This is a genomic window from Pseudomonas baetica (genome assembly GCF_019733355.1).
Taxonomy (GTDB): Bacteria; Pseudomonadota; Gammaproteobacteria; order Pseudomonadales; family Pseudomonadaceae; genus Aquipseudomonas; species Aquipseudomonas baetica_A.
Genome location: NZ_JAIHLQ010000017.1, coordinates 125,038 through 145,746, shown reverse-complemented (window position 1 = coordinate 145,746; position 20,709 = coordinate 125,038). Strand labels below are relative to the sequence as shown.

The window sequence follows — 20,709 nt, the reverse complement described above, 5'->3', positions numbered from 1 at the left end:
GGCCCCGGAGACCGGGGCCGATGTTCAAGCACTGAAGCCCGTTATTTCTGTGACATGTGGACGACATGCCACATGTTTTTCATCATGTCGCCTTTCATTTCTCCAGGTTTTTCGTCCTTCATGAACGTGTACAGCGGTTTGCCGTCGTAGGCGTATTGCATCATGCCGTCATCGCGCTTGATGACACTCCATTTGCCCTCAGCCTTGGCGTCCGCTGGCGCCATCATCGGTGGCCAGTTCTTGGCGCAATCGGCGTTGCACATCGACTTGCCGTCGGCGTCTTTGTCGAACGTGTAAACGGTCATGCCCTTGTGATCGACCATCATGCCGTCCTTCATCATGGCCGGCTCGGCCGCCATCGCTAATCCAGGCAGAGTCAGAGCAGCAGCCATCAGCAGGGCTTTAAAGGAAAACGTCATTTGAGTCATGGAAACCTTCTTTTGTGGTTGTCAGGATTCGGACTTAGAGCGTAGTTCAGGATCCGCACAACCGCTGGCGGACTAAAATACTGTCACACGACTGCAATAATTCCGTTATCTAATGCGGCGCAAGACAGTTAAATGACAAGAGGATTAAGGCATGGTTGGCAGGAGCATTCTGATCGTTGACGACGAAGCGCCCATTCGCGAAATGATCGCCGTTGCGTTGGAAATGGCCGGCTATGACTGCCTCGAGGCGGAGAACTCGCAGCAGGCGCACGCCATCATCGTCGACCGCAAGCCGGACCTGATCCTGCTCGACTGGATGCTGCCCGGCACCTCCGGCATCGAACTGGCCCGCCGCCTCAAACGTGACGAACTGACCGGGGACATCCCGATCATCATGCTCACCGCCAAGGGCGAAGAGGACAACAAGATCCAGGGGCTGGAAGTCGGCGCTGATGACTACATCACCAAACCGTTTTCCCCACGCGAACTGGTGGCGCGCCTCAAAGCTGTGCTGCGCCGCGCCGGTCCGACCGACGGCGAAGCGCCGATCGAAGTCGGTGGGCTGCTGCTCGACCCGATCAGCCACCGCGTGACCATCGATGGCAAACCGGCCGAGATGGGCCCGACCGAATATCGCCTGCTGCAATTCTTCATGACCCACCAGGAACGCGCCTACACCCGTGGCCAATTGTTGGATCAGGTCTGGGGCGGCAACGTCTATGTTGAAGAGCGCACCGTCGACGTGCACATACGCCGTCTGCGCAAGGCCCTCGGCGACGCCTACGAAAATCTGGTACAAACCGTGCGCGGCACTGGCTACCGGTTTTCCACCAAGGCCTGACCCGACCGCCAGACTCGCTGACAAGGACCGTACTTCCCGTGAATCAAAACTGGCATGGCACCCTGATTCGCCACATGCTGCTGCTGGTCACCGCTTGTCTGGTGATCGGCCTGATCACCGGCTATTACGGCTGGAGCCTTGCCGCGGGCCTGGGTATTTATCTGGCCTGGACGCTCAAGCAATTGCTGCGTCTGCACGAATGGCTACGCCTGCACCAACCCGATGAAGCACCGCCCGACGGCTACGGCCTGTGGGGCGAGGTGTTCGACAGCATCTATCACCTGCAACGCCGCGACCAACGGGTACGCGGGCGCCTGCAAGCGGTGATCGACCGGGTGCAGGAGTCCACCGCCGCACTGAAAGACGCGGTGATCATGCTCGACAGCGATGGCAACCTGGAATGGTGGAACCGCGCCGCCGAAACCCTGCTCGGCCTCAAGACCCCGCAAGACAGCGGCCAACCGGTGACCAACCTGGTCCGCCATCCGCGCTTCAAGGAGTACTTCGAGCAGGAAAGCTACGCCGAGCCGCTGGAAATCCCCTCGCCGACCAATGATCGCGTGCGCATTCAGCTGTACCTGACCCGCTACGGCAACAACGAACACTTGATGCTGGTGCGCGACGTCACGCGCATCCATCAGTTGGAGCAGATGCGCAAAGATTTCGTCGCCAACGTTTCCCACGAGTTGCGCACGCCGCTGACGGTGATCTGCGGCTATCTGGAAACCCTGCTCGACAACGTCGAGGAAGTGAACCCGCGCTGGAGCCGTGCCCTGCAGCAGATGCAGCAACAGGGCGGACGCATGCAGACGTTGCTCAACGACCTGCTGTTGCTGGCCAAACTGGAAGCCACCGACTATCCGTCCGACAACCATCCGGTGCCCGTCGACACGCTGCTGCAATCGATCAAGAGCGACGCGCAGCAACTGTCCGGATCAAAAAACCAGCACATCACGCTGGAAGCCGACACCAGCCTCATGCTCAAGGGCAGCGAGGCAGAACTTCGCAGCGCGTTCTCCAATCTGGTGTTCAACGCGGTGAAATACACGCCGGCCGAGGGCAACATTCGCATTCGCTGGTGGAGTGATGAGCAAGGCGCACACCTGAGCGTGCAGGACTCGGGCATGGGGATCGACAGCAAACACCTGCCGCGCCTGACCGAACGCTTCTACCGCGTCGACTCCAGCCGCAACTCCAACACGGGCGGCACCGGGCTGGGGCTGGCGATCGTCAAACATGTGTTGCTGCGCCACCGCGCACGCATGGAAATCAGCAGCGTGCCCGGTCATGGCAGCACGTTCACCTGCCATTTCGCCCCGGCTCAAGTGGCTCAAGTACGGGCAATTAGCGCCGCTGAGTAATGCCGGACTAGGCAATCGCCAGGTCAGCCGCTACATTGGCTGACTTGCGCCTGCCTTTCAGGCGCGACTTATTCTCTCTTACGAATTACACGGAACCCGCAAAACTCCATCATGGACCCTTCCCCTGGCTTGTCCCTCGCTACAATATTTGCCGATTTCGGCATGATCCTTTTTGCTCTGATCCTGGTTTTGCTCAACGGCTTTTTCGTTGCAGCGGAATTCGCCATGGTCAAACTGCGCTCGACCCGGGTCGAGGCCATCGCTGACAAGAACGGCTGGCGCGGGCACATCCTGCGCACCGTACACAGTCAGCTCGATGCGTATCTCTCGGCGTGTCAGCTCGGCATCACCCTCGCCTCCCTCGGCCTGGGCTGGGTGGGTGAGCCGGCGTTTGCGCACATTCTCGAGCCCTTGCTGGAAAGCGTTGGCGTGCAGTCGCCGGAAGTGATCAAGGGCGTGTCGTTCTTCGCTGCGTTCTTCGTTATTTCGTACCTGCACATCGTCGTTGGCGAATTGGCACCCAAATCATGGGCAATCCGCAAACCCGAACTGCTGTCGCTGTGGACGGCGGTGCCGCTGTACCTGTTCTATTGGGCGATGTACCCGGCGATCTACCTGCTCAATGCCAGCGCCAACGCGATTCTGCGGATTGCAGGGCAAGGCGAACCCGGCCCGCACCACGAACACCACTACAGCCGCGAAGAACTGAAACTGATCCTGCACTCCAGCCGTGGGCAGGATCCGAGCGACCAAGGCATGCGCGTATTGGCCTCTGCGGTGGAAATGGGTGAACTGGAAGTGGTCGACTGGGCCAACTCCCGGGAAGACCTGGTCACGCTGGAATTCAACGCGCCGCTGAAGGAAATCCTGGCGATGTTCCGTCGCCACAAGTTCAGCCGTTATCCGGTGTACGACAGTGAGCGCCAGGAGTTTGTCGGCCTGCTGCACATCAAGGATCTGCTGCTGGAACTGGCGGCGCTGGATCACATTCCCGAATCGTTCAACCTGGCTGAACTGACCCGTCCGCTGGAACGCGTGTCGCGGCACATGCCGCTGTCGCAACTGCTGGAGCAGTTCCGCAAGGGTGGCTCGCACTTCGCCGTGGTCGAGGAGGCTGACGGCAACATCATCGGCTACCTGACCATGGAAGACGTGCTGGAAGTGCTGGTCGGCGACATTCAGGACGAACACCGCAAGGCCGAGCGCGGGATTCTCGCTTATCAGCCGGGCAAATTGCTGGTGCGCGGCGATACGCCGTTGTTCAAGGTCGAGCGCCTGCTGGGCATCGATCTGGACCACATCGAAGCCGAAACCCTCGCCGGACTGGTCTACGAAACGCTCAAACGGGTGCCGGAAGAGGAAGAGGTGCTGGAAGTCGAAGGTCTGCGGATCATCATCAAGAAGATGAAAGGGCCGAAGATTGTGCTGGCCAAGGTGTTGATGCTGGATTGATGAGCTGATGCCGAAGGCGTCAGATCAGGCCCCTCATCACTGCTTGCCCAACGCAAAGTTGGGCAATGCCCCCAGCGGCTGGTTGAACTGATACGGAATCGACACCAGCCCCGCCCCGCTATTGCGCTGCACCACAAAGTGCAGGTGCGGGCCGCTGCTGTTGCCGGTGTTGCCCGACAGCGCCAACGAACTGCCCACTGTCACCCGCTGCCCTTCGCGCACCCTCACCGAGCCTTGTTTGAGATGCAGGTACACACCCATCGTGCCGTCATCGTGCAGCACCCGCACGAAATTGCCGGAGGGATCAGTGCCACGTCCACTCTGTGAGTTCTCGGTTTTCACCACCACGCCAGCCCGCGCGGCAATGATCGGTGTACCCACCGGCATGGCGATGTCCATCGCGTACTTGTTCTTCGGCCCATAGTGGCTGTATTGGCCATTGGCGCCCTGACTCAAGCGAAACGGCCCGCCACGCCACGGCAGCGGATAGCGATAGCCCTGCGCCGTCCCGGCAGGGTCGCCAAGGGAATAATGGAACTGCGGCGTATACACCAGGGGCCTGGTGCCGGAAACCGCCGTCAGCAACGCCAAGCGCGTATTGCTGCGTGCCGGCAGCACCCGGCGGATCGTTTGAGCGGGCGCACCACGCACATTGCTCATTCCGGTAAACGCCAGTGCAACCTCGACCGGCGCGTACAGATCATTGCGCACGAACACCACGTCGATGCCCTTCTGCTTCTTGATGTCGAGGTACACCTGCCGCTCAAGGCGTTCGACCATGCGGTCCTGAAACACGAACACCTGCGAGCCTTTGCTCGGACGGTCGCTGTAGGAGACCACGCCGTTGGCATCGGTGGATTTGTAAATAGTCATGGCCACAGCCGAGGTGGAGGCCATGAAGAGACCACAGAAAAACAGCAGGCGCGCGAGCATGGGCAAAGGTTCTGTCGAGTAAGGCCTGGAAATGAGCCTAGCAGGTCAAGCAGACCAGGCTAGTCGACAGATGTTTCAAATTGGCAGTCTGGAGAATGGATGTCGTCAGTGATGACCCCTTCGCGAGCAAGCCCGCTGCCACATTTGAAATACATTCCAATGTGGCAGCGGGCTTGCTCGTGAAGACAGACTGTCAGGCGATGAAGATCAAGCGCCGGGGACGAAGTGCTTCTGCGCCGTGCCGCGGGCGATCAGGCGGGAGATGTAGTCGAGTTTCTGCGCATCCTGGTCGACGAAGCGAAAGGTCAGTTGCAGCCAGTCGCTGTCGGCTTTCTGCTCAAAAGCGACGATGGCATGCAGGTAGCCATTGAGGCGGGCGATTTCGGCGTTGTCGCCCTGCTCCAGGTCGAGCACGGCGCTGTCGAGGATCTGCGGCAGGGTGTCGGTGCGCTTCACCACCAACAGCGCTTCCTTGATGCTCAGGGCCTTGATCACGCATTGCTGGTTGCCGCTGGGCAGGCGCAACTGGCCCTGACCTCGACCTCCAGCCGGCGCTGCCGAGGCGGCGGGCGCTTTGACCGGCGGGCTGTTGAGCAAACCACGGGATGGCGCGGCGGCTGGCGCGGGTGCAGCAGCGGCGGGTTTGGCAAACGGGTTGACCCCAGCGGCCACCGGAGCACCGCCGACCACGGCAGGTTTGCCGCCGGTCAGTGCGCTCAGGGAGTCGTTGCCGAACGCCGAGTTCATCTTGGTCGGTGCGCTGTTCATCAGGGTATCGAGCTTGCCGACCTTGTTCAGCGCCTGCTTGACCTTGGTCAGCAGTTGCTCGTTGGTGAACGGCTTGCTGACATAGCCCGAAACGCCAGCCTGAATCGCCTGCACCACGTTCTCTTTGTCGCCACGGCTGGTCACCATGACAAACGGCATGGTCTTGAGATTGTCCTGTTGACGGCACCAGGTCAGCAGTTCGAGACCGGACATTTCCGGCATTTCCCAGTCGCACAGAACCAGGTCGAAGGCTTCCTTGGCCAGCATGGCCTGAGCCTTTTTACCGTTGACGGCATCCTCGGTGCGGATCCCCGGGAAGTAATTACGCAGGCACTTTTTCACCAGGTCACGAATGAACGACGCATCGTCCACGACCAACACACTGATTTTGCTCATCCAACACCCCTATAAAAATCCCGGCAAGCATAACGCTGGCTGATGGCACATTGCCAAAACTCTTCAGTCACGCCGGGACTTTTCGTTCGCGGGTGCTGCTTTTTTATCCGAACCCCTAAATAAAAACGCCCGGCCAAAGGGCCGGGCGCTTTTCTCAGGCAATCTTACTTATCGTCAGCAACGCCCGGAACATTAGCGGTTTCGCCGCTTGTGCCCTGAACTTCTTCCTTCATGCGCTTGAGGCCCATGTGGCGAACGTCGGTGCCGCGCACCAGATAGATCACCAGTTCCGAGATGTTGCGCGCGTGGTCACCGATACGCTCCAGCGAACGCAGCACCCAGATGATGCTCAAGACCCGCGAGATAGAGCGTGGGTCTTCCATCATGTAGGTTGCCAGCTCGCGCAGTGCCGTTTTGTATTCGCGGTCGATGACTTTGTCGTACTGCGCCACCGACAACGCCAGATCGGCGTCGAAACGGGCAAACGCATCCAAGGCATCACGCACCATGTTGCGCACCTGGTCACCGATGTGGCGCACCTCAACGTAACCGCGCGGCGCCTCGCCCTCTTCGCACAGCTGGATGGCGCGGCGGGCAATCTTGGTGGCCTCGTCGCCGATGCGCTCCAGGTCGATCACCGACTTGGAGATGCTGATGATCAGACGCAGGTCGGAGGCCGCTGGCTGACGACGGGCCAGAATGCGCAGGCATTCTTCGTCGATGTTGCGCTCCATCTGGTTGATCTGATCGTCGATTTCGCGCACCTGCTGGGCCAGGCCGGAGTCGGCTTCGATCAGCGCTGTGACGGCGTCGTTGACCTGTTTCTCGACCAGTCCGCCCATGGCCAGGAGGTGGCTGCGCACTTCCTCCAGTTCAGCGTTGAACTGCGCGGAAATGTGATGAGTGAGGCCTTCCTTAGAAATCATTGTGTTCGCTCCGCAAAAGCTTTTACCAAGAGCTGCAAGCTACAAGCTGCAAGCTGATTTGTGTCGTACTCGAACCGCTCTCGCTTGCCGCTTGAAGCTCGCGGCTCGCAGCTGCCTCAATCAACCATAACGACCGGTAATGTAGTCTTCGGTCTGCTTCTTCGCCGGGTTGGTGAACAGCGTATCGGTGTCGCCGAATTCCACCAGTTTGCCCATGTACATGAAGGCCGTGTAGTCGGACACCCGCGCCGCCTGCTGCATGTTGTGGGTCACGATGACGATGGTGAATTTGGATTTCAATTCGTAGATCAGCTCTTCGACTTTGAGGGTCGAGATCGGATCGAGAGCCGAGCACGGTTCGTCGAGCAGCAGTACTTCGGGCTCAACCGCGATGGTGCGGGCAATCACCAGACGCTGCTGCTGACCACCGGACAGGCCCAGTGCCGATTCGTGCAGACGGTCTTTGACTTCGTCCCACAGCGCCGCGCCTTTCAACGCCCACTCAACGGCTTCGTCGAGGATGCGCTTCTTGTTGATCCCTTGAATGCGCAGGCCGTAAACCACGTTTTCATAGATGGTTTTCGGGAACGGGTTCGGCTTCTGGAACACCATGCCGACGCGACGACGCAGTTCGGCAACGTCTTCGCCCTTGCGATAGATGTTGTTGCCGTACAGGTTGATCGCGCCTTCTACGCGGCAACCGTCAACCAGGTCGTTCATGCGATTGAAGGTACGCAGCAACGTCGACTTGCCGCAGCCGGACGGGCCGATGAAGGCCGTCACGCGCTGTTTCGGGATGTTCATGCTGACGTCGAACAGTGCTTGTTTGTCGCCGTAGTACAGGCTCAGGCCCGGCACTTCGATGGCAACGGTTTCCTGCTCGAGGCTCAGGCTCTGCTTGTCGCGGCCCAGGGCAGACATGTTGATGCCGTGGGTATGTGTTTCGTGCTGCATGGGAGGCTCCCTGTGCTAACAAATTCGGTTCGTTGAACCGCTGGAAAACGCCAGCGGGTTACTCAAATTCTGTATCTGTCGCGACTCCTGTGGGAGCTGGCTTGCCAGCGATTGCATCACCGAGGTGTCAATGAAACACCGCATCGCCTGCATCGCTGGCAAGCCAGCTCCCACAAGGTTTGTGTTAACTGTCCAACGCTTTGTACTTTTCGCGCAGGTGGTTACGAATCCACACCGCCGACAGGTTCAACGTGGCGATCACCAACACCAGCAACAGCGCCGTGGCGTACACCAGCGGGCGGGCTGCTTCGACGTTCGGGCTCTGGAAGCCGACGTCATAAATGTGGAAGCCCAAGTGCATGATCTTCTGATCCAGGTGCAGGTACGGGTAGTTGCCGTCCATCGGCAGCGACGGCGCCAGTTTCACCACACCCACCAGCATCAGCGGCGCCACTTCACCGGCGGCGCGAGCCACGGCGAGGATCATGCCGGTCATCATGGCCGGGCTGGCCATTGGCAGGACGATCTTCCACAAGGTTTCAGCCTTGGTCGCGCCAAGCGCTAGCGAGCCTTCGCGCACCGTGCGTGGAATCCGCGCCAGCCCTTCTTCAGTCGCCACGATCACCACCGGCACTGCCAGCAGCGCCAGGGTCAACGAAGCCCAGAGCAGGCCCGGCGTACCGAAGGTCGGTGCCGGCAGCGCTTCGGGGAAGAACAAGCGGTCAACCGAGCCACCCAGTACATAAACAAAGAAGCCCAGACCAAACACGCCGTAAACGATCGCCGGTACGCCGGCGAGGTTGTTCACCGCGATACGGATGATCCGCGTCAGGGCGTTCTGCTTGGCGTATTCACGCAGGTACACCGCCGCCAACACGCCGAACGGGGTCACGATCATCGCCATGATCAGGGTCATCATCACGGTGCCGAAAATCGCCGGGAAAATCCCGCCTTCGGTGTTCGCTTCACGCGGATCTTCCGACAGGAATTCCCAAACCTTGGCGAAGTAGAAGCGAATCTTGGTGAACGTACCCATCGCATTCGGCTGGTAGGCGTGAACCACTTTGCCCAGGCCGATTTCAATCTCTTTGCCGTTGGCATCACGAGCGGTCAAGGCATCACGGTTGAACTGGGCATGCAGATCGGACAGGCGTGCTTCAACGTCCTGATAACGAGCGTTAAGTTCGGCGCGCTCGGATTCCATGTCCGCTTGTGCGGTGGCGTCAAGTTTGCCTTCCAGTTCCAGTTTGCGGCCGTGCAGACGGATGCGCTCCAACCCTGCGTTGATCGCGCCGATGTCAGTCTTTTCCAGCGACTTCAGTTGCTTGGCAAGCCCGCTCACGCGGTCGATCCGCGCCTGCAGCTCAGGCCATGCAGCCTCGCCCTCGGCGATCACCTTACCGTCCTGTTTGACGTTGACCAGGTAGCCGTAGAAATTGCCCCACTCACGACGCTCGATCGCCATCAGCTCCGGCGGCGACGTCTGGTTAGTCAGCCACTCGCCGACGATCCAGGTGAAGTCGTTGCCGTTCAGATCACGGTTACCGACCTTGATCAGCTCACGGGTCATGAACTCCGGGCCCTGATCAGGCACTGGCAAACCAGCGCTCTTGAGGCGGGCACGCGGCACTTCTTCTTTCTGCACCACTTCGCCGATGACCAGGTGATTGGCCTGGCCCGGCACGTCGTAGTTGGCACGGATCAGATCCGCCGGCCAGAAGTGACCCAGACCGCGCACGGCAATCACCGCCAGCAGGCCAATGGTCATGATGACCGCGATGGACACCGCGCCACCGCTGATCCAGACGCCAGGGGCGCCGCTCTTGAACCATCCATTCAGGGAGTTCTGTTTCACAGACTTCTACCTTTGCTTAAAGCGACGAGTATTTCTTGCGCAGACGCTGACGAATCAGTTCTGCCAGGGTGTTCATGATGAAGGTGAACAACAGCAGCACCAGCGCCGAGAGGAACAGCACGCGGTAGTGGCTGCCGCCGACTTCCGACTCCGGCATTTCCACTGCCACGTTGGCCGCCAGCGTACGCAGACCTTCGAACAGGTTCAGCTCCATGACCGGGGTGTTACCGGTGGCCATCAGCACGATCATGGTTTCCCCGACCGCACGGCCCATGCCGATCATCAATGCCGAGAAGATGCCCGGGCTTGCGGTGAGGATGACCACGCGGGTCATGGTCTGCCACGGTGTGGCACCCAGCGCCAGCGAGCCAAGGGTCAAGCCGCGCGGCACGCTGAACACGGCATCTTCAGCAATCGAGTAGATGTTCGGGATCACCGCGAAACCCATGGCCAGACCAACCACCAGTGCGTTGCGCTGGTCGTAGGTGATGCCCAGGTCGTGGGAGATCCACATGCGCATGTCACCGCCAAAGAACCAGTTCTCCATGAACGGGCTCATGTACAACGACAGCCAGCCCACAAACAGGATCACCGGAATCAGCAGCGCACTTTCCCAGCCGTCCGGCACTTTCAGGCGGATGGCTTCAGGCAGACGGCTGAAGGTGAACCCGGCCACCAGAATGCCGATCGGTAGCAGCATCAGCAGGCTGAAGATGCCCGGTAAATGCCCTTCCACATAAGGTGCGAGAAACAGACCGGCGAAGAAACCGAGGATCACCGTCGGCATCGCTTCCATCAACTCGATCACCGGTTTGACCTTGCGGCGCAAGCTCGGGGCCATGAAGTACGCGGTGTAGATCGCAGCGGCAACGGCCAGCGGTGCCGCCAGCAACATGGCGTAGAACGCTGCCTTGAGCGTACCGAAGGTCAGTGGCGCCAGGCTCATCTTGGGTTCGAAATCAGTGTTGGCGGCGGTCGATTGCCAGACGTATTTAGGCTCGTCGTAGTTTTCGTACCAGACCTTGCTCCACAACGCGCTCCAGGACACCTCCGGGTGCGGGTTGTCGAGCAGCAGCGGTTGCAGCTTGCCGCCCGCTTCGACAATCACACGGTTGGCGCGAGGCGACAGACCGAACAAGCCTTGGCCGTCGACCACCTGATCGACCAGCAAAGTGCGGTGTGCGGTGCTGTGGAACACGCCGAGCTTGCCGCTGGCATCCAGGGCGAGAAAGCCCTTGCGACGCTCTTCAGCGGTGATTTCAACGATCGGTGCAGTGCCCATCTGGAAGGTGCGAATCTGCTTAAGGCGCAGTTCACCGTCGGTGTCGCGAGCCATGAACCACTGGGCCAGACCACCATTGGAATCACCGACGATCAGCGAAATACCGCCCACCAACTGGGCCGTCGCGGTCACTTGCGCATCGCCGTTTTCCAGCAGTTTGTAACGACCATTGAGACTCTTGTCGCGCAGGCTGAACACGTCGGCCTGGGCACGCCCGTTGACCACATACAGCCACTGCTGGCGCGGGTCGACGAAAATGTTTTTCACCGGCTCAGTCATCTGCGGCAGATCGATACGCTTCTGCTCGTTGGTGACTTCGCCGGTCATCATGTTTTCTTCGCTGGTCAGCGACAGCACATTGAGTTGCGAACCGGTGGAGCCGACCAGCATCAAGGTCGAATCGGAGGCATTGAGGCTGACGTGCTCCAGCGCACCGCCGCTTTCGTTCAGCGCGATCGGCGTGTCGCCATAGGGATATTCGATGGCTGGGGTGATGGTTTTCTTGCCATCGGGGTAGCTGACTTTATAGGTGTGGCGGAACACCAGCACCTGGCCGTTGGACAGGCCCACGGCGACCAGCGGATGACCTGGCTGGTCTTTGGCGATGGACGTCACCGTTGCACCTGCCGGCACCGGCAGATCGACACGCTTCAACTCAGCGCCACTGTCGATATCGAAGAACAGCGCCTGACCTTTGTCGGAAACGCGCATGGCCACCTTATTCTGCTCTTCGAGCGAAATCATCAGTGGCTTGCCAGCGTCCTGCATCCAGGCTGGGGTGATTGCATCTTTCGCGGTCAGGTCGGCACCTTTGAACAGCGGGGCAACCACATAGGCGAGGAAGAAGAAAATCAGCGTGATGGCCGCCAGCACTGCCAGGCCGCCAATCAGGACGTACCAGCGAGTGAGGCGATCCTTGAGCGCGCGAATACGGCGCTTGCGTTGCAGCTCAGGCGTATTGAAATCAATGCGCTTGGGAGGGGAAGTCGTAGTCATTGTGGAGTTGGCCAGATCATTCATGCGCTCACCCTAGCGATCCTGTATGACAGAAAGATGACAATGCAGTGACGCACCAAATCCACCCCCAGCGGGTACTGGAGGCGGATCGAAAATTTGAGGTGTGTAAAAGGCCGGTCTGCGGGCAGATCCGGCCTTTCACTTGAGCCCGGTGGGGTTCACCCCGGGCTCAATTTGTTACTTCTTAGCGACAGCGCCGCCTTCTTGCAGACCCAGGTCAGCCAGTGCTTTTGCAGCAACCTTGGCCGGCAGTGGGATGTAACCGTCTTTCACAACCACTTCCTGGCCTTGTTTGGACAGCACCAGTTTCACGAACTCAGCTTCCAGCGGGGCCAAAGGCTTGTTCGGGGCTTTGTTGACGTAAACGTAGAGGAAACGCGACAGCGGATACTTGCCGTTCAGGGCGTTTTCTTCACTGTCTTCGATGAAGTCAGTGCTGCCTTTCTTGGCCAGGGCCACGGTTTTCACGCTAGCGGTTTTGTAGCCGATGCCCGAGTAACCGATGCCGTTCAGCGAGGAGCTGATCGACTGCACGACCGAAGCCGAGCCTGGTTGTTCGTTGACGTTTGGCTTGTAGTCGCCTTTGCACAGGGCTTCTTCTTTGAAGTAGCCGTAGGTGCCGGATACCGAGTTACGACCGAACAGTTGCACTGGCTTGTTGGCCAGGTCGCCGGTCACACCCAGGTCGCCCCAGGTTTTGACGTCGGCTTTGGCGCCGCACAGACGGGTGGACGAGAAGATCGCGTCAACCTGTTCCATGGTCAGGTGCTGGATCGGGTTGTCCTTGTGAACGAAGACCGCCAGGGCGTCCACAGCAACCGGGATAGCGGTTGGCTTGTAGCCGTACTTCTGCTCGAAGGCAGCCAGTTCGGTGTCCTTCATCTTGCGGCTCATAGGGCCCAGGTTCGAAGTACCTTCAGTCAGCGCAGGTGGCGCTGTAGCGGAACCGGCAGCCTGAATCTGGATGTTGACGTTCGGGTATTCTTTTTTGTAGTTCTCAGCCCAGAGGGTCATGAGGTTAGCCAGGGTATCGGAGCCAACGCTGGACAGGTTGCCCGATACACCGGTGACTTTGCTGTACGCCGGAATTGCCGGGTCAACGCCAGCGGCTACCGCGTGGGCAGTCGCTACGCCAGCAGCGACAAAAGTCATTGCCGCCATCAAACGCTTCAGTTTCATGCCTTACTCCTAGCAGATAGGGGGTGTTAAGTCGGGGCCAAGTATCAGCAGGCCGTGTGAACACTCTATGGCTGAAATATGACAATTGGATGAAAGGCCAGCATTGGTTTTTTAGTGAGTGATTCGCGGCGCCCCATTCGCGAGCAAGCCCGCTCCCACACTTTGAAATGCATTCCAAATGTGGGAGCGGCGGTGCGACTTGCTCGCGAAGGCGTCAGAACAATCGATGAAGTGTCGGGATCAGCGGCCCTTCTTCCAGAGCCACGCGCCCACCACAATCCCCACCGCGCAGAGCACCACCACATAATAAGCCGGGCCCATCGCGCTTTTTTTCAGCAGCAGGCTGACCACCATCGGCGTCAGACCACCGAAGATCGCGTACGCCACGTTGTACGAGAACGACAGGCCACTGAAGCGCACCGCCGGCGGGAACGCTTTGACCATCACATAGGGCACCGCACCGATGGTGCCGACCAGAAATCCGGTCAACGCGTACAGCGGGAACAACCAGTCAGGGTGATCGGCGAGGCTGTGATAGAAGGTCCAGGAACTGATCAACAAGCCCAGGCAACCGAAGACAAACACCCGGCCGGCGCCAAAACGATCCGCCAGGGCGCCGGAAATGATGCAACCGATGCTCAGGAATACGATGGCCAGGCTGTTCGATTGCAGCGCTGTGGTTGGCGAGAAGTGATAGACCGTTTGCAGTACGGTCGGGGTCATCAGGATCACCACGACGACCCCGGCGGACAGCAACCAGGTCAGCAGCATCGAGATTGCAATCGCCCCGCGATGATCACGCAGCACCGCACGCAACGGCACTTCTTCGGCCAGCGCCTTGCGCAATTGCAACTCGGCGAACACCGGGGTTTCGTGCAGCCAGCGACGCAGGTAAACCGAGAACAGGCCGAACACGCCACCGAGCAGGAACGGAATCCGCCAGGCGTAATCCGCAACTTCCACGGGCGTATAAATGCTGTTGATCGCGGTGGCGACCAGCGAGCCGAGCAGGATGCCGGCGGTCAAGCCGCTGGTGAGGGTGCCGCAGGCATAGCCGATGTGCTTTTGCGGCACATGTTCGGAAACGAAGACCCACGCCCCAGGCACCTCACCGCCAATCGCCGCCCCTTGAATCACGCGCATCAGCAGCAACAGGATCGGCGCCCACAGGCCGATTTGCGCATAAGTGGGCAGCAGCCCCATGATCAGGGTCGGCACAGCCATCATGAAAATGCTCAGGGTGAACATCTTCTTGCGACCCAACAGATCGCCGAAATGCGCCATGACGATGCCGCCCAACGGCCGCGCCAGGTAACCGGCGGCGAAGATGCCGAAGGTCTGCATCAGGCGCAGCCACTCTGGCATGTCGGCGGGGAAGAACAGTTTGCCGACCACGGTGGCAAAGAAAACGAAGATGATGAAATCGTAGAACTCCAGCGCGCCCCCCAGGGCAGACAGCGACAGAGTCTTGTAATCATTGCGGGTCAACGGTCGTGCGGGTTGCTCGGACTGCGCGAGGCTCGAGGGCGCTGTGGTCATGGCAAGGGCTTCTCTTATTAGGCGGATCTACCGCCACAACAACGCTGGCTGTGGCTTGAGCAGGTTCGGCACCATAGCAAATTGTTCGAAAAAGCACATAGAGGTGCGTATTTGGCGGTCAAAATCAGAACCGGATGGTCGTCTCGGAGTCTACCGACCGATATACTCGCAACCTTGCTCCGGTTTGTAGGGGGTTGCTGTGCGAAAACGTCGTTGGTCCGCCCTTTGCCTGGGAGCAGCCGATTTCGCAGAGTTTCCCTTTTAGTTGCCTTATGGAAAACGTGACGAACGTAATATGTTCGGTGCTGAATCGTTTTTCCTGAAGACGGCTACCACCCGCAATACCCACAAAGAGTCACGGGTCAGAGGCCCCTCGGCATGATAGAGCTCGAACAAGAAGATCCGATCCCGCAGGGCGATCTGGCCCTGCAAATCACCGCGCTACCGCGTGAAACCAATGGCTTTGGCGATATTTTCGGCGGCTGGCTGGTCGCGCAAATGGACCTGGCCGGCACCGCAATGGCCAGCCGTGTGGCCGGTGGCCGCGTCGCGACCGTCGCCATTGATCGCATGGCGTTCCTGGTGCCAGTGGCCGTTGGCGCGCAATTGTCCTTTTATACACAGACCCTGGAAATCGGCCGCAGCTCGATCCAGATGATGGTCGAAGTGTGGAGCGACGATCCGCTGTCCAGCGAATGGCGTAAAGTCACCGAAGCGGTGTTCGTCTTCGTCGCTATCGACGGCAGCGGTCGCACCCGTTCGGTACCTCCACGCGCACGCTAAACCTCACGGCCGTTTTACGGTCGATAGTTGTCCTTGTTTCTGATCGAGAGCTGTCCCATGAACCCGCCCAACGTTGAAGCCGTGAAACTGGATGAACTGAACTGCTGGCGCATTCGCCACGGTCAGGCCGAAGTGCTGGTGGCCCAGCAAGGCGCGCACATCCTCAGTTATCAGATCGACGGCCAGCCGCCGATCATCTGGCTCAACGACAAGGCCGATTTCAAGACCGGCAAGAGCATCCGCGCCGGTGTGCCGGTGTGCTGGCCGTGGTTCGGCAAGTTCGAACGCAATCCGCAGAGCGTCAAAGCCATGCGCGTCAGTGACGAACCGGCGCCGGCGCATGGTTTGGTAAGGGCGATGGATTGGGCGCTGGGCGGTATCGAAGCCGAGGCCAACGGCATCAATGTCGAGTTCAAGCTGCCCTGCCCCGAAGGCGGATTGCCGGGCTGGCCCCATGAAGTGGATCTGATCCTGACCCTGCGTCTGGATGATCAATTGCACTTCAGCCTGACCAGCCACAACCGGGGCGCCGATACCGTCAGCCTCAGCCAGGCGCTGCACACGTACTTCGCCGTCAGCGATGTGCGCAATGTGCACGTCGACGGTGTCGATGGCCTGAATTACATCGAGACGCTGGATGACTGGAAGACCGTCACCCAGCAAGGTGATCTGCACTTTGCCGGCGAAACCGACCGCATCTACCTCGACGCCCCGCCACAGCTAAGCATCATCGACCCGACGTGGGAACGGCGTATCGTGCTGACGGCTACGGGTTCGCGCACCGCTGTGATCTGGAACCCGTGGACCGACCGCGCGGCAGCGCTCAGCGATATGGATAACGATGGCTGGCAGCGCATGCTGTGCATCGAGACCGCGAATGTAATGGATGACGTGGTGAATCTGGCGCCCGGTGCCCTTCACACCATGGGTGTCAGCATCCGCAGCGCACCGCTCTAACCAACACCGGATAACACTGTGGGAGCGGGCTTGCTCGCGAAAGCGTCGTATCAGGCAACATCAATGTGACTGACAGACCGCATTCGCGAGCCAGCCCGATCACACATTGGGTTCTACGCCAAATCTTAGAGATCAGATTCCTGCACCACCCGCACCTTGTCCGCTTCCAGCGCATACGCCGCATCAGCCAGATCATTGCTGACCTTCTCGATCTTCAGCGTGCCGGTCACCCACAGCGGCGTATAGATGTCATCGAGCTTCAGACCTTTCGGGTAGCGCACCAGCAACAGTTGATTCGGCGGCGGTGGCGGCACATGGATGCACGCGCCCGGATATGGCACGAGGAAGAACAGCGTACTGCGACCCTTGGCGTCGGACTCAAGCGGCACCGGGTATCCGCCAATGCGGATGTGCTTGCCATTCATCGCCGCCACAGTCTTGGTCGAATACATCACCGCCGGCAGACCCTTGGCCTGTTTCATGCCGCCCTTCTCGGTGAAGGTGCCAGTGGCTTCAGGGGAGTTGTGGTCGATTTCAGGCATGGCCTCAAGGGCCTTTTGGTCCGACTTGGGCATCAGTTCCAGCCAGTCGGTTTCCGGCAGTTCGCCGGCGTGGGCCAAACCACTGCCCAGGAAAAGGAGAGTCAACAGAAGACGGCGCATGAAGGTGCTCGGAAAAAGAAAGGAATGAATCGCCGAGCATTCTAGCCCTCCCCGCCCGATTGGCAGAGAGGGCTTTGTCGCTTGGATCAGTTCTTTTTGATCAGGCCGTAGATCACCAGCAACACGATCGCGCCGACCAGCGCGCCGAAGAAGCCTGCGCCCTGACCTGCCTGATAGATGCCCAAAGCCTGGCCGCCGTAAGTGGCCGCCAGCGAACCGCCGATACCGAGCAGGATGGTCATGATCCAGCCCATGCTGTCATCGCCCGGTTTCAGGAACCGCGCCAGCAGGCCGACGATCAAGCCGATAAAGATGGTTCCGATAATTCCCATGGCACTTCCCTCTTGATGGTCGATATGCGAAGCCTAGTCAGACTTTCGCATCCTGCCATGAGAGAACGGCGGCCCCTGAATGGTTCCGCCGCTGCCACATGAAAGTGTTTTACTCGGCGATCAGCGCTTGGACCTTGACGATCTGCGCCTGGAGCGTGGCCATGTCGGCGCAACGCAGGTTGGCGTGACCGACCTTGCGTCCGGCCTTGAACGCCTTGCCGTAGTGATGCAGATGGCAATCTTCGATGGCGATGACTTTCTCTACCGGCGGTACGACACCGATGAAGTTGAGCATCGCGCTCTCGCCGACTTTGGCGGTCGAACCCAGCGGCAGGCCGGCAACGGCGCGCAGGTGGTTTTCGAACTGGCTGCACTCGGCGCCTTCGGTGGTCCAGTGCCCGGAGTTGTGCACGCGCGGGGCGATTTCGTTGGCCTTCAGGCCACCGTCGACTTCAAAGAACTCGAACGCCATCACGCCGACGTAATCCAGTTGCTTGAGCACGCGGCTGGAATAGTCTTCGGCCAGCGCTTGCAACGGGTGATCGGTGCTGGCAACGGACAGCTTGAGGATGCCGCTGTCGTGGGTGTTGTGCACCAACGGGTAGAACCTGGTTTCGCCATCGCGAGCGCGCACGGCGATCAGCGAGACTTCACCGGTGAACGGCACGAAGCCTTCCAGCAAACAGGCGACGCTACCGAGTTCGGCGAAAGTGCCGACCACATCTTCAGGCTTGCGCAGGACTTTCTGGCCCTTGCCGTCGTAACCCAGCGTGCGGGTTTTCAGCACGGCCGGCAGACCGATGGAAGCGACGGCGGCGTCCAGATCAGCTTGCGATTGGATGTCGGCGAAGGCTGGGGTTGGAATCCCCAGATCCTTGAACATGCTCTTCTCGAACCAGCGGTCGCGAGCAATGCGCAGGGCTTCAGCGCTCGGGTAGACCGGCACGAATTGCGAGAGAAACGCTACGGTTTCAGCCGGGACGCTTTCGAACTCGAAGGTCACCAGATCGACTTCATCGGCCAACTGGCGCAGATGATCCTGATCGCCGTAATCGGCCCGCAGGTGTTCACCCAACGCCGCGGCGCAAGCGTCCGGCGCTGGGTCGAGGAAAGCGAAGTTCATGCCCAGCGGAGTCCCCGCCAGGGCCAACATACGGCCCAACTGGCCGCCACCGATTACACCGATCTTCATCTCAACAACCTCAGGCAATACGTGGGTCTGGATTGTCCAGGACGCTGTCTGTCTGCTCGGCACGGAAGGTTTTCAGTACCGCGTGAAACTGTGGATGCTTGGCGCCGAGGATGCTCGCCGAGAGCAGGGCCGCGTTGATCGCACCTGCTTTGCCGATGGCCAGAGTGGCGACCGGAATGCCGGCCGGCATCTGCACGATCGACAGCAGCGAGTCGACGCCCGAGAGCATGGCCGACTGCACCGGAACGCCCAGTACCGGCAGGTGGGTCTTGGCCGCACACATGCCTGGCAGGTGAGCTGCGCCACCGGCACCGGCGATAATCACCTCGATACCGCGGCTTTCAGCCTCTTCGGCGTACTGGAACAGCAAATCCGGGGTGCGGTGGGCAGAGACCACTTTGACCTCGTACGGGATGCCGAGCTTTTCCAGCATATCGGCGGTGTGGCTAAGGGTGGACCAATCGGACTTGGAGCCCATGATCACGCCAACCAGTGCACTCATCGTCGCGCCTCTTCTCTCTGGGCGCCCGCAGGCGCGTCAAAAACAACAAGCCACGCAGAATGCGTGGCTTGTTGTAGGAAAAATGGCCGGACGTACCGGCCGAAGGCCGCGTAGTATACCGCAAAGAAAGCAATAAACAGCCCCCTGGGCGACCATCTGTCAAATGACGCAAAGGCCCGGTTTTATTGACTTGAAGGTCAGTCCAGAAACACCGCAAATCCCTTGTGGGAGCTGGCTTGCCAGCGATGACGTCGTGTCAGCAAACATTGAGGGTGACTGGCCAACCGCAATCGCTGGCAAGCCAGCTCCCACAGGGTTATTCGATGGGTTCAGGTGTTTTGTGCGGCGCCACCTTCTAGCTTGCGCCACAGCAGACGGACGTTGGCCTTGCGCACCAGTGCGCAGCGGTACAGACGAATCTCCAGTGGCACATGCCATTGCGGGCCGCCGCACACAACGAGTTCACCGCGTGCCAGTTCGGCACGCACGCTCAGTTGTGGCACCCAGGCAATGCCGAGGCCTTCCAGCGCCATGCTTTTCAGGCTGTCGGCCATGGCGGTTTCATAAATGGTGGTAAACCGCAGTTGACGCTGGCGCAGCAAACCGTTCACAGAGCGTCCGAGAAAAGCCCCGGCGCTGTAGGCGAGCAGCGGCACGCTGGCTTCACCTTCCAGATCGAACAGCGGTTTGCCATCGGCATCCGCCGCGCACACCGGGAGCATCTCCGTCTGGCCCAGATGCAGCGACGGGAAAATCTCCGGGTCCATCTGCATCGCCGCGTCCGGGTCATAGAACGCCAGCATCAGATCGCAACCACCCTCGCGCAACGCATGCACGGCGTCGCCGACGTTGGTCGCCACCAACCGCGTGGCAATGTTCAGCCCTTCGTTGCGCAACTGCGCGATCCAGCGCGGAAAGAAGCCCAACGCCAGCGAGTGAGCGGCAGCAACCTGCATCACCTCGCCCTGCCCGCCTTCCAGATGATGCAGATGGCGCAGCACTTCGCCGAGTTGTTCGACCACAGTACGCGCGGTCACCAGAAACAACTGCCCTGCCGCCGTCAGCTCGACCGGCGTGCGCGAGCGGTTGACCAACGTCAGCCCCAGCGCCGCCTCAAGGCTGCGGATCCGTCGACTGAAGGCCGGCTGGGTCACGAAGCGCCGCTCGGCGGCCTGCGAGAAGCTGCGGGTGGCGGCCAGAGCACTGAAGTCCTCAAGCCATTTGCTTTCCAGATTCATCACGTCCTCCCGGACACGCACCAAAACAGGTCACACGTCTGCCGCGCACGCGGCGTCACACGGGCATTATGCCGAATGTGCATAGGCCAGTGCTGAACAGCATTGGCCCAAA

Annotated in this window: 19 protein-coding genes; 5 read left to right on the top strand and 14 right to left on the bottom strand. The window is 59.9% G+C overall.

All coding sequences use genetic code 11. The features are described from left to right. Window positions 1–41: 41 nt before the first annotated feature. Window positions 42–428: a hypothetical protein gene (locus K5E40_RS17510; protein WP_221731912.1), complete on the bottom strand. Its 387-nt coding sequence runs from the start codon at window positions 426–428 to the stop codon at window positions 42–44. A 151-nt stretch (window positions 429–579) separates the two neighbouring features. On the opposite strand from K5E40_RS17510, the gene phoB reads away from it, so the two are divergent. The 3 genes from phoB to K5E40_RS17495 all read left to right on the top strand — a co-directional run bounded on the left by phoB (window position 580) and on the right by K5E40_RS17495 (window position 4,082). Beyond that, window positions 580–1,269, top strand: coding sequence for a phosphate regulon transcriptional regulator PhoB (phoB, locus tag K5E40_RS17505; protein WP_007896474.1), 690 nt, complete (start codon window positions 580–582; stop codon window positions 1,267–1,269). A gap of 74 nt (window positions 1,270–1,343) precedes the next feature. Further along, window positions 1,344–2,630 (top strand): phosphate regulon sensor histidine kinase PhoR, encoded by a 1,287-nt coding sequence (gene phoR, locus K5E40_RS17500; protein ID WP_260455826.1) that lies wholly within the window; start codon window positions 1,344–1,346, stop codon window positions 2,628–2,630. A gap of 111 nt (window positions 2,631–2,741) precedes the next feature. Next, window positions 2,742–4,082: a hemolysin family protein gene (locus K5E40_RS17495; RefSeq protein ID WP_221731910.1), complete on the top strand. Its 1,341-nt coding sequence runs from the start codon at window positions 2,742–2,744 to the stop codon at window positions 4,080–4,082. A 36-nt stretch (window positions 4,083–4,118) separates the two neighbouring features. Here K5E40_RS17495 and K5E40_RS17490 read toward each other — a convergent pair whose 3' ends face one another. The 8 genes from K5E40_RS17490 to K5E40_RS17455 form a co-directional block, all read right to left on the bottom strand. Further along, on the bottom strand, window positions 4,119–5,015 hold the full coding sequence (locus K5E40_RS17490; RefSeq protein ID WP_221731909.1) for a M23 family metallopeptidase: 897 nt from the start codon (window positions 5,013–5,015) through the stop codon (window positions 4,119–4,121). Between the two features lie 207 nt (window positions 5,016–5,222). After that, window positions 5,223–6,179 (bottom strand): response regulator, encoded by a 957-nt coding sequence (locus K5E40_RS17485; RefSeq protein WP_221731908.1) that lies wholly within the window; start codon window positions 6,177–6,179, stop codon window positions 5,223–5,225. Window positions 6,180–6,343: 164 nt separating this feature from the next. Beyond that, the gene (gene phoU, locus K5E40_RS17480; RefSeq protein WP_221731907.1) at window positions 6,344–7,105 is read right to left on the bottom strand and encodes a phosphate signaling complex protein PhoU; all 762 of its coding nucleotides are present in this window, start codon (window positions 7,103–7,105) and stop codon (window positions 6,344–6,346) included. 120 nt (window positions 7,106–7,225) lie between these two features. Continuing rightward, entirely contained in the window at window positions 7,226–8,059 is an 834-nt protein-coding gene (gene pstB / locus K5E40_RS17475; protein ID WP_221731906.1) for a phosphate ABC transporter ATP-binding protein PstB, read from the bottom strand. Window positions 8,060–8,243: 184 nt separating this feature from the next. Further along, window positions 8,244–9,914: a phosphate ABC transporter permease PstA gene (gene pstA, locus K5E40_RS17470; protein WP_221731905.1), complete on the bottom strand. Its 1,671-nt coding sequence runs from the start codon at window positions 9,912–9,914 to the stop codon at window positions 8,244–8,246. 16 nt (window positions 9,915–9,930) lie between these two features. Continuing rightward, window positions 9,931–12,216 carry an ABC transporter permease subunit gene (locus tag K5E40_RS17465; protein ID WP_221731904.1) on the bottom strand — a complete coding sequence of 762 codons (2,286 nt, stop codon included), beginning with the start codon at window positions 12,214–12,216 and terminating at the stop codon, window positions 9,931–9,933. 174 nt (window positions 12,217–12,390) lie between these two features. Next, complete coding sequence (locus K5E40_RS17460; RefSeq protein WP_221731903.1) at window positions 12,391–13,392, bottom strand: phosphate ABC transporter substrate-binding protein PstS; 1,002 nt, start codon at window positions 13,390–13,392, stop codon at window positions 12,391–12,393. 240 nt (window positions 13,393–13,632) lie between these two features. Next, a complete protein-coding gene (locus K5E40_RS17455) occupies window positions 13,633–14,931 on the bottom strand; it encodes an MFS transporter (RefSeq protein WP_221731902.1) in 1,299 nt (432 codons plus the stop codon). Between the two features lie 378 nt (window positions 14,932–15,309). On the opposite strand from K5E40_RS17455, the gene K5E40_RS17450 reads away from it, so the two are divergent. Further along, entirely contained in the window at window positions 15,310–15,714 is a 405-nt protein-coding gene (locus K5E40_RS17450) for an acyl-CoA thioesterase (RefSeq protein WP_003229628.1), read from the top strand. Between the two features lie 57 nt (window positions 15,715–15,771). Continuing rightward, window positions 15,772–16,671: a D-hexose-6-phosphate mutarotase gene (locus tag K5E40_RS17445; protein ID WP_221731901.1), complete on the top strand. Its 900-nt coding sequence runs from the start codon at window positions 15,772–15,774 to the stop codon at window positions 16,669–16,671. Window positions 16,672–16,796: 125 nt separating this feature from the next. Here the strand turns inward: K5E40_RS17445 and K5E40_RS17440 are convergent, their stop codons facing one another. From K5E40_RS17440 to K5E40_RS17420, 5 genes are all read right to left on the bottom strand, one after another. Continuing rightward, entirely contained in the window at window positions 16,797–17,333 is a 537-nt protein-coding gene (locus K5E40_RS17440) for a DUF3299 domain-containing protein (protein WP_221731900.1), read from the bottom strand. 86 nt (window positions 17,334–17,419) lie between these two features. Then, window positions 17,420–17,665 (bottom strand): GlsB/YeaQ/YmgE family stress response membrane protein, encoded by a 246-nt coding sequence (locus tag K5E40_RS17435; protein WP_217829170.1) that lies wholly within the window; start codon window positions 17,663–17,665, stop codon window positions 17,420–17,422. A 109-nt stretch (window positions 17,666–17,774) separates the two neighbouring features. Beyond that, entirely contained in the window at window positions 17,775–18,857 is a 1,083-nt protein-coding gene (locus K5E40_RS17430) for a 5-(carboxyamino)imidazole ribonucleotide synthase (RefSeq protein WP_221731899.1), read from the bottom strand. Window positions 18,858–18,867: 10 nt separating this feature from the next. Then, the gene (purE, locus tag K5E40_RS17425) at window positions 18,868–19,359 is read right to left on the bottom strand and encodes a 5-(carboxyamino)imidazole ribonucleotide mutase (RefSeq protein WP_007920220.1); all 492 of its coding nucleotides are present in this window, start codon (window positions 19,357–19,359) and stop codon (window positions 18,868–18,870) included. Window positions 19,360–19,688: 329 nt separating this feature from the next. Continuing rightward, window positions 19,689–20,597, bottom strand: coding sequence for a LysR substrate-binding domain-containing protein (locus K5E40_RS17420; protein ID WP_221731898.1), 909 nt, complete (start codon window positions 20,595–20,597; stop codon window positions 19,689–19,691). Between the last annotated feature and the right edge of the window lie 112 nt (window positions 20,598–20,709).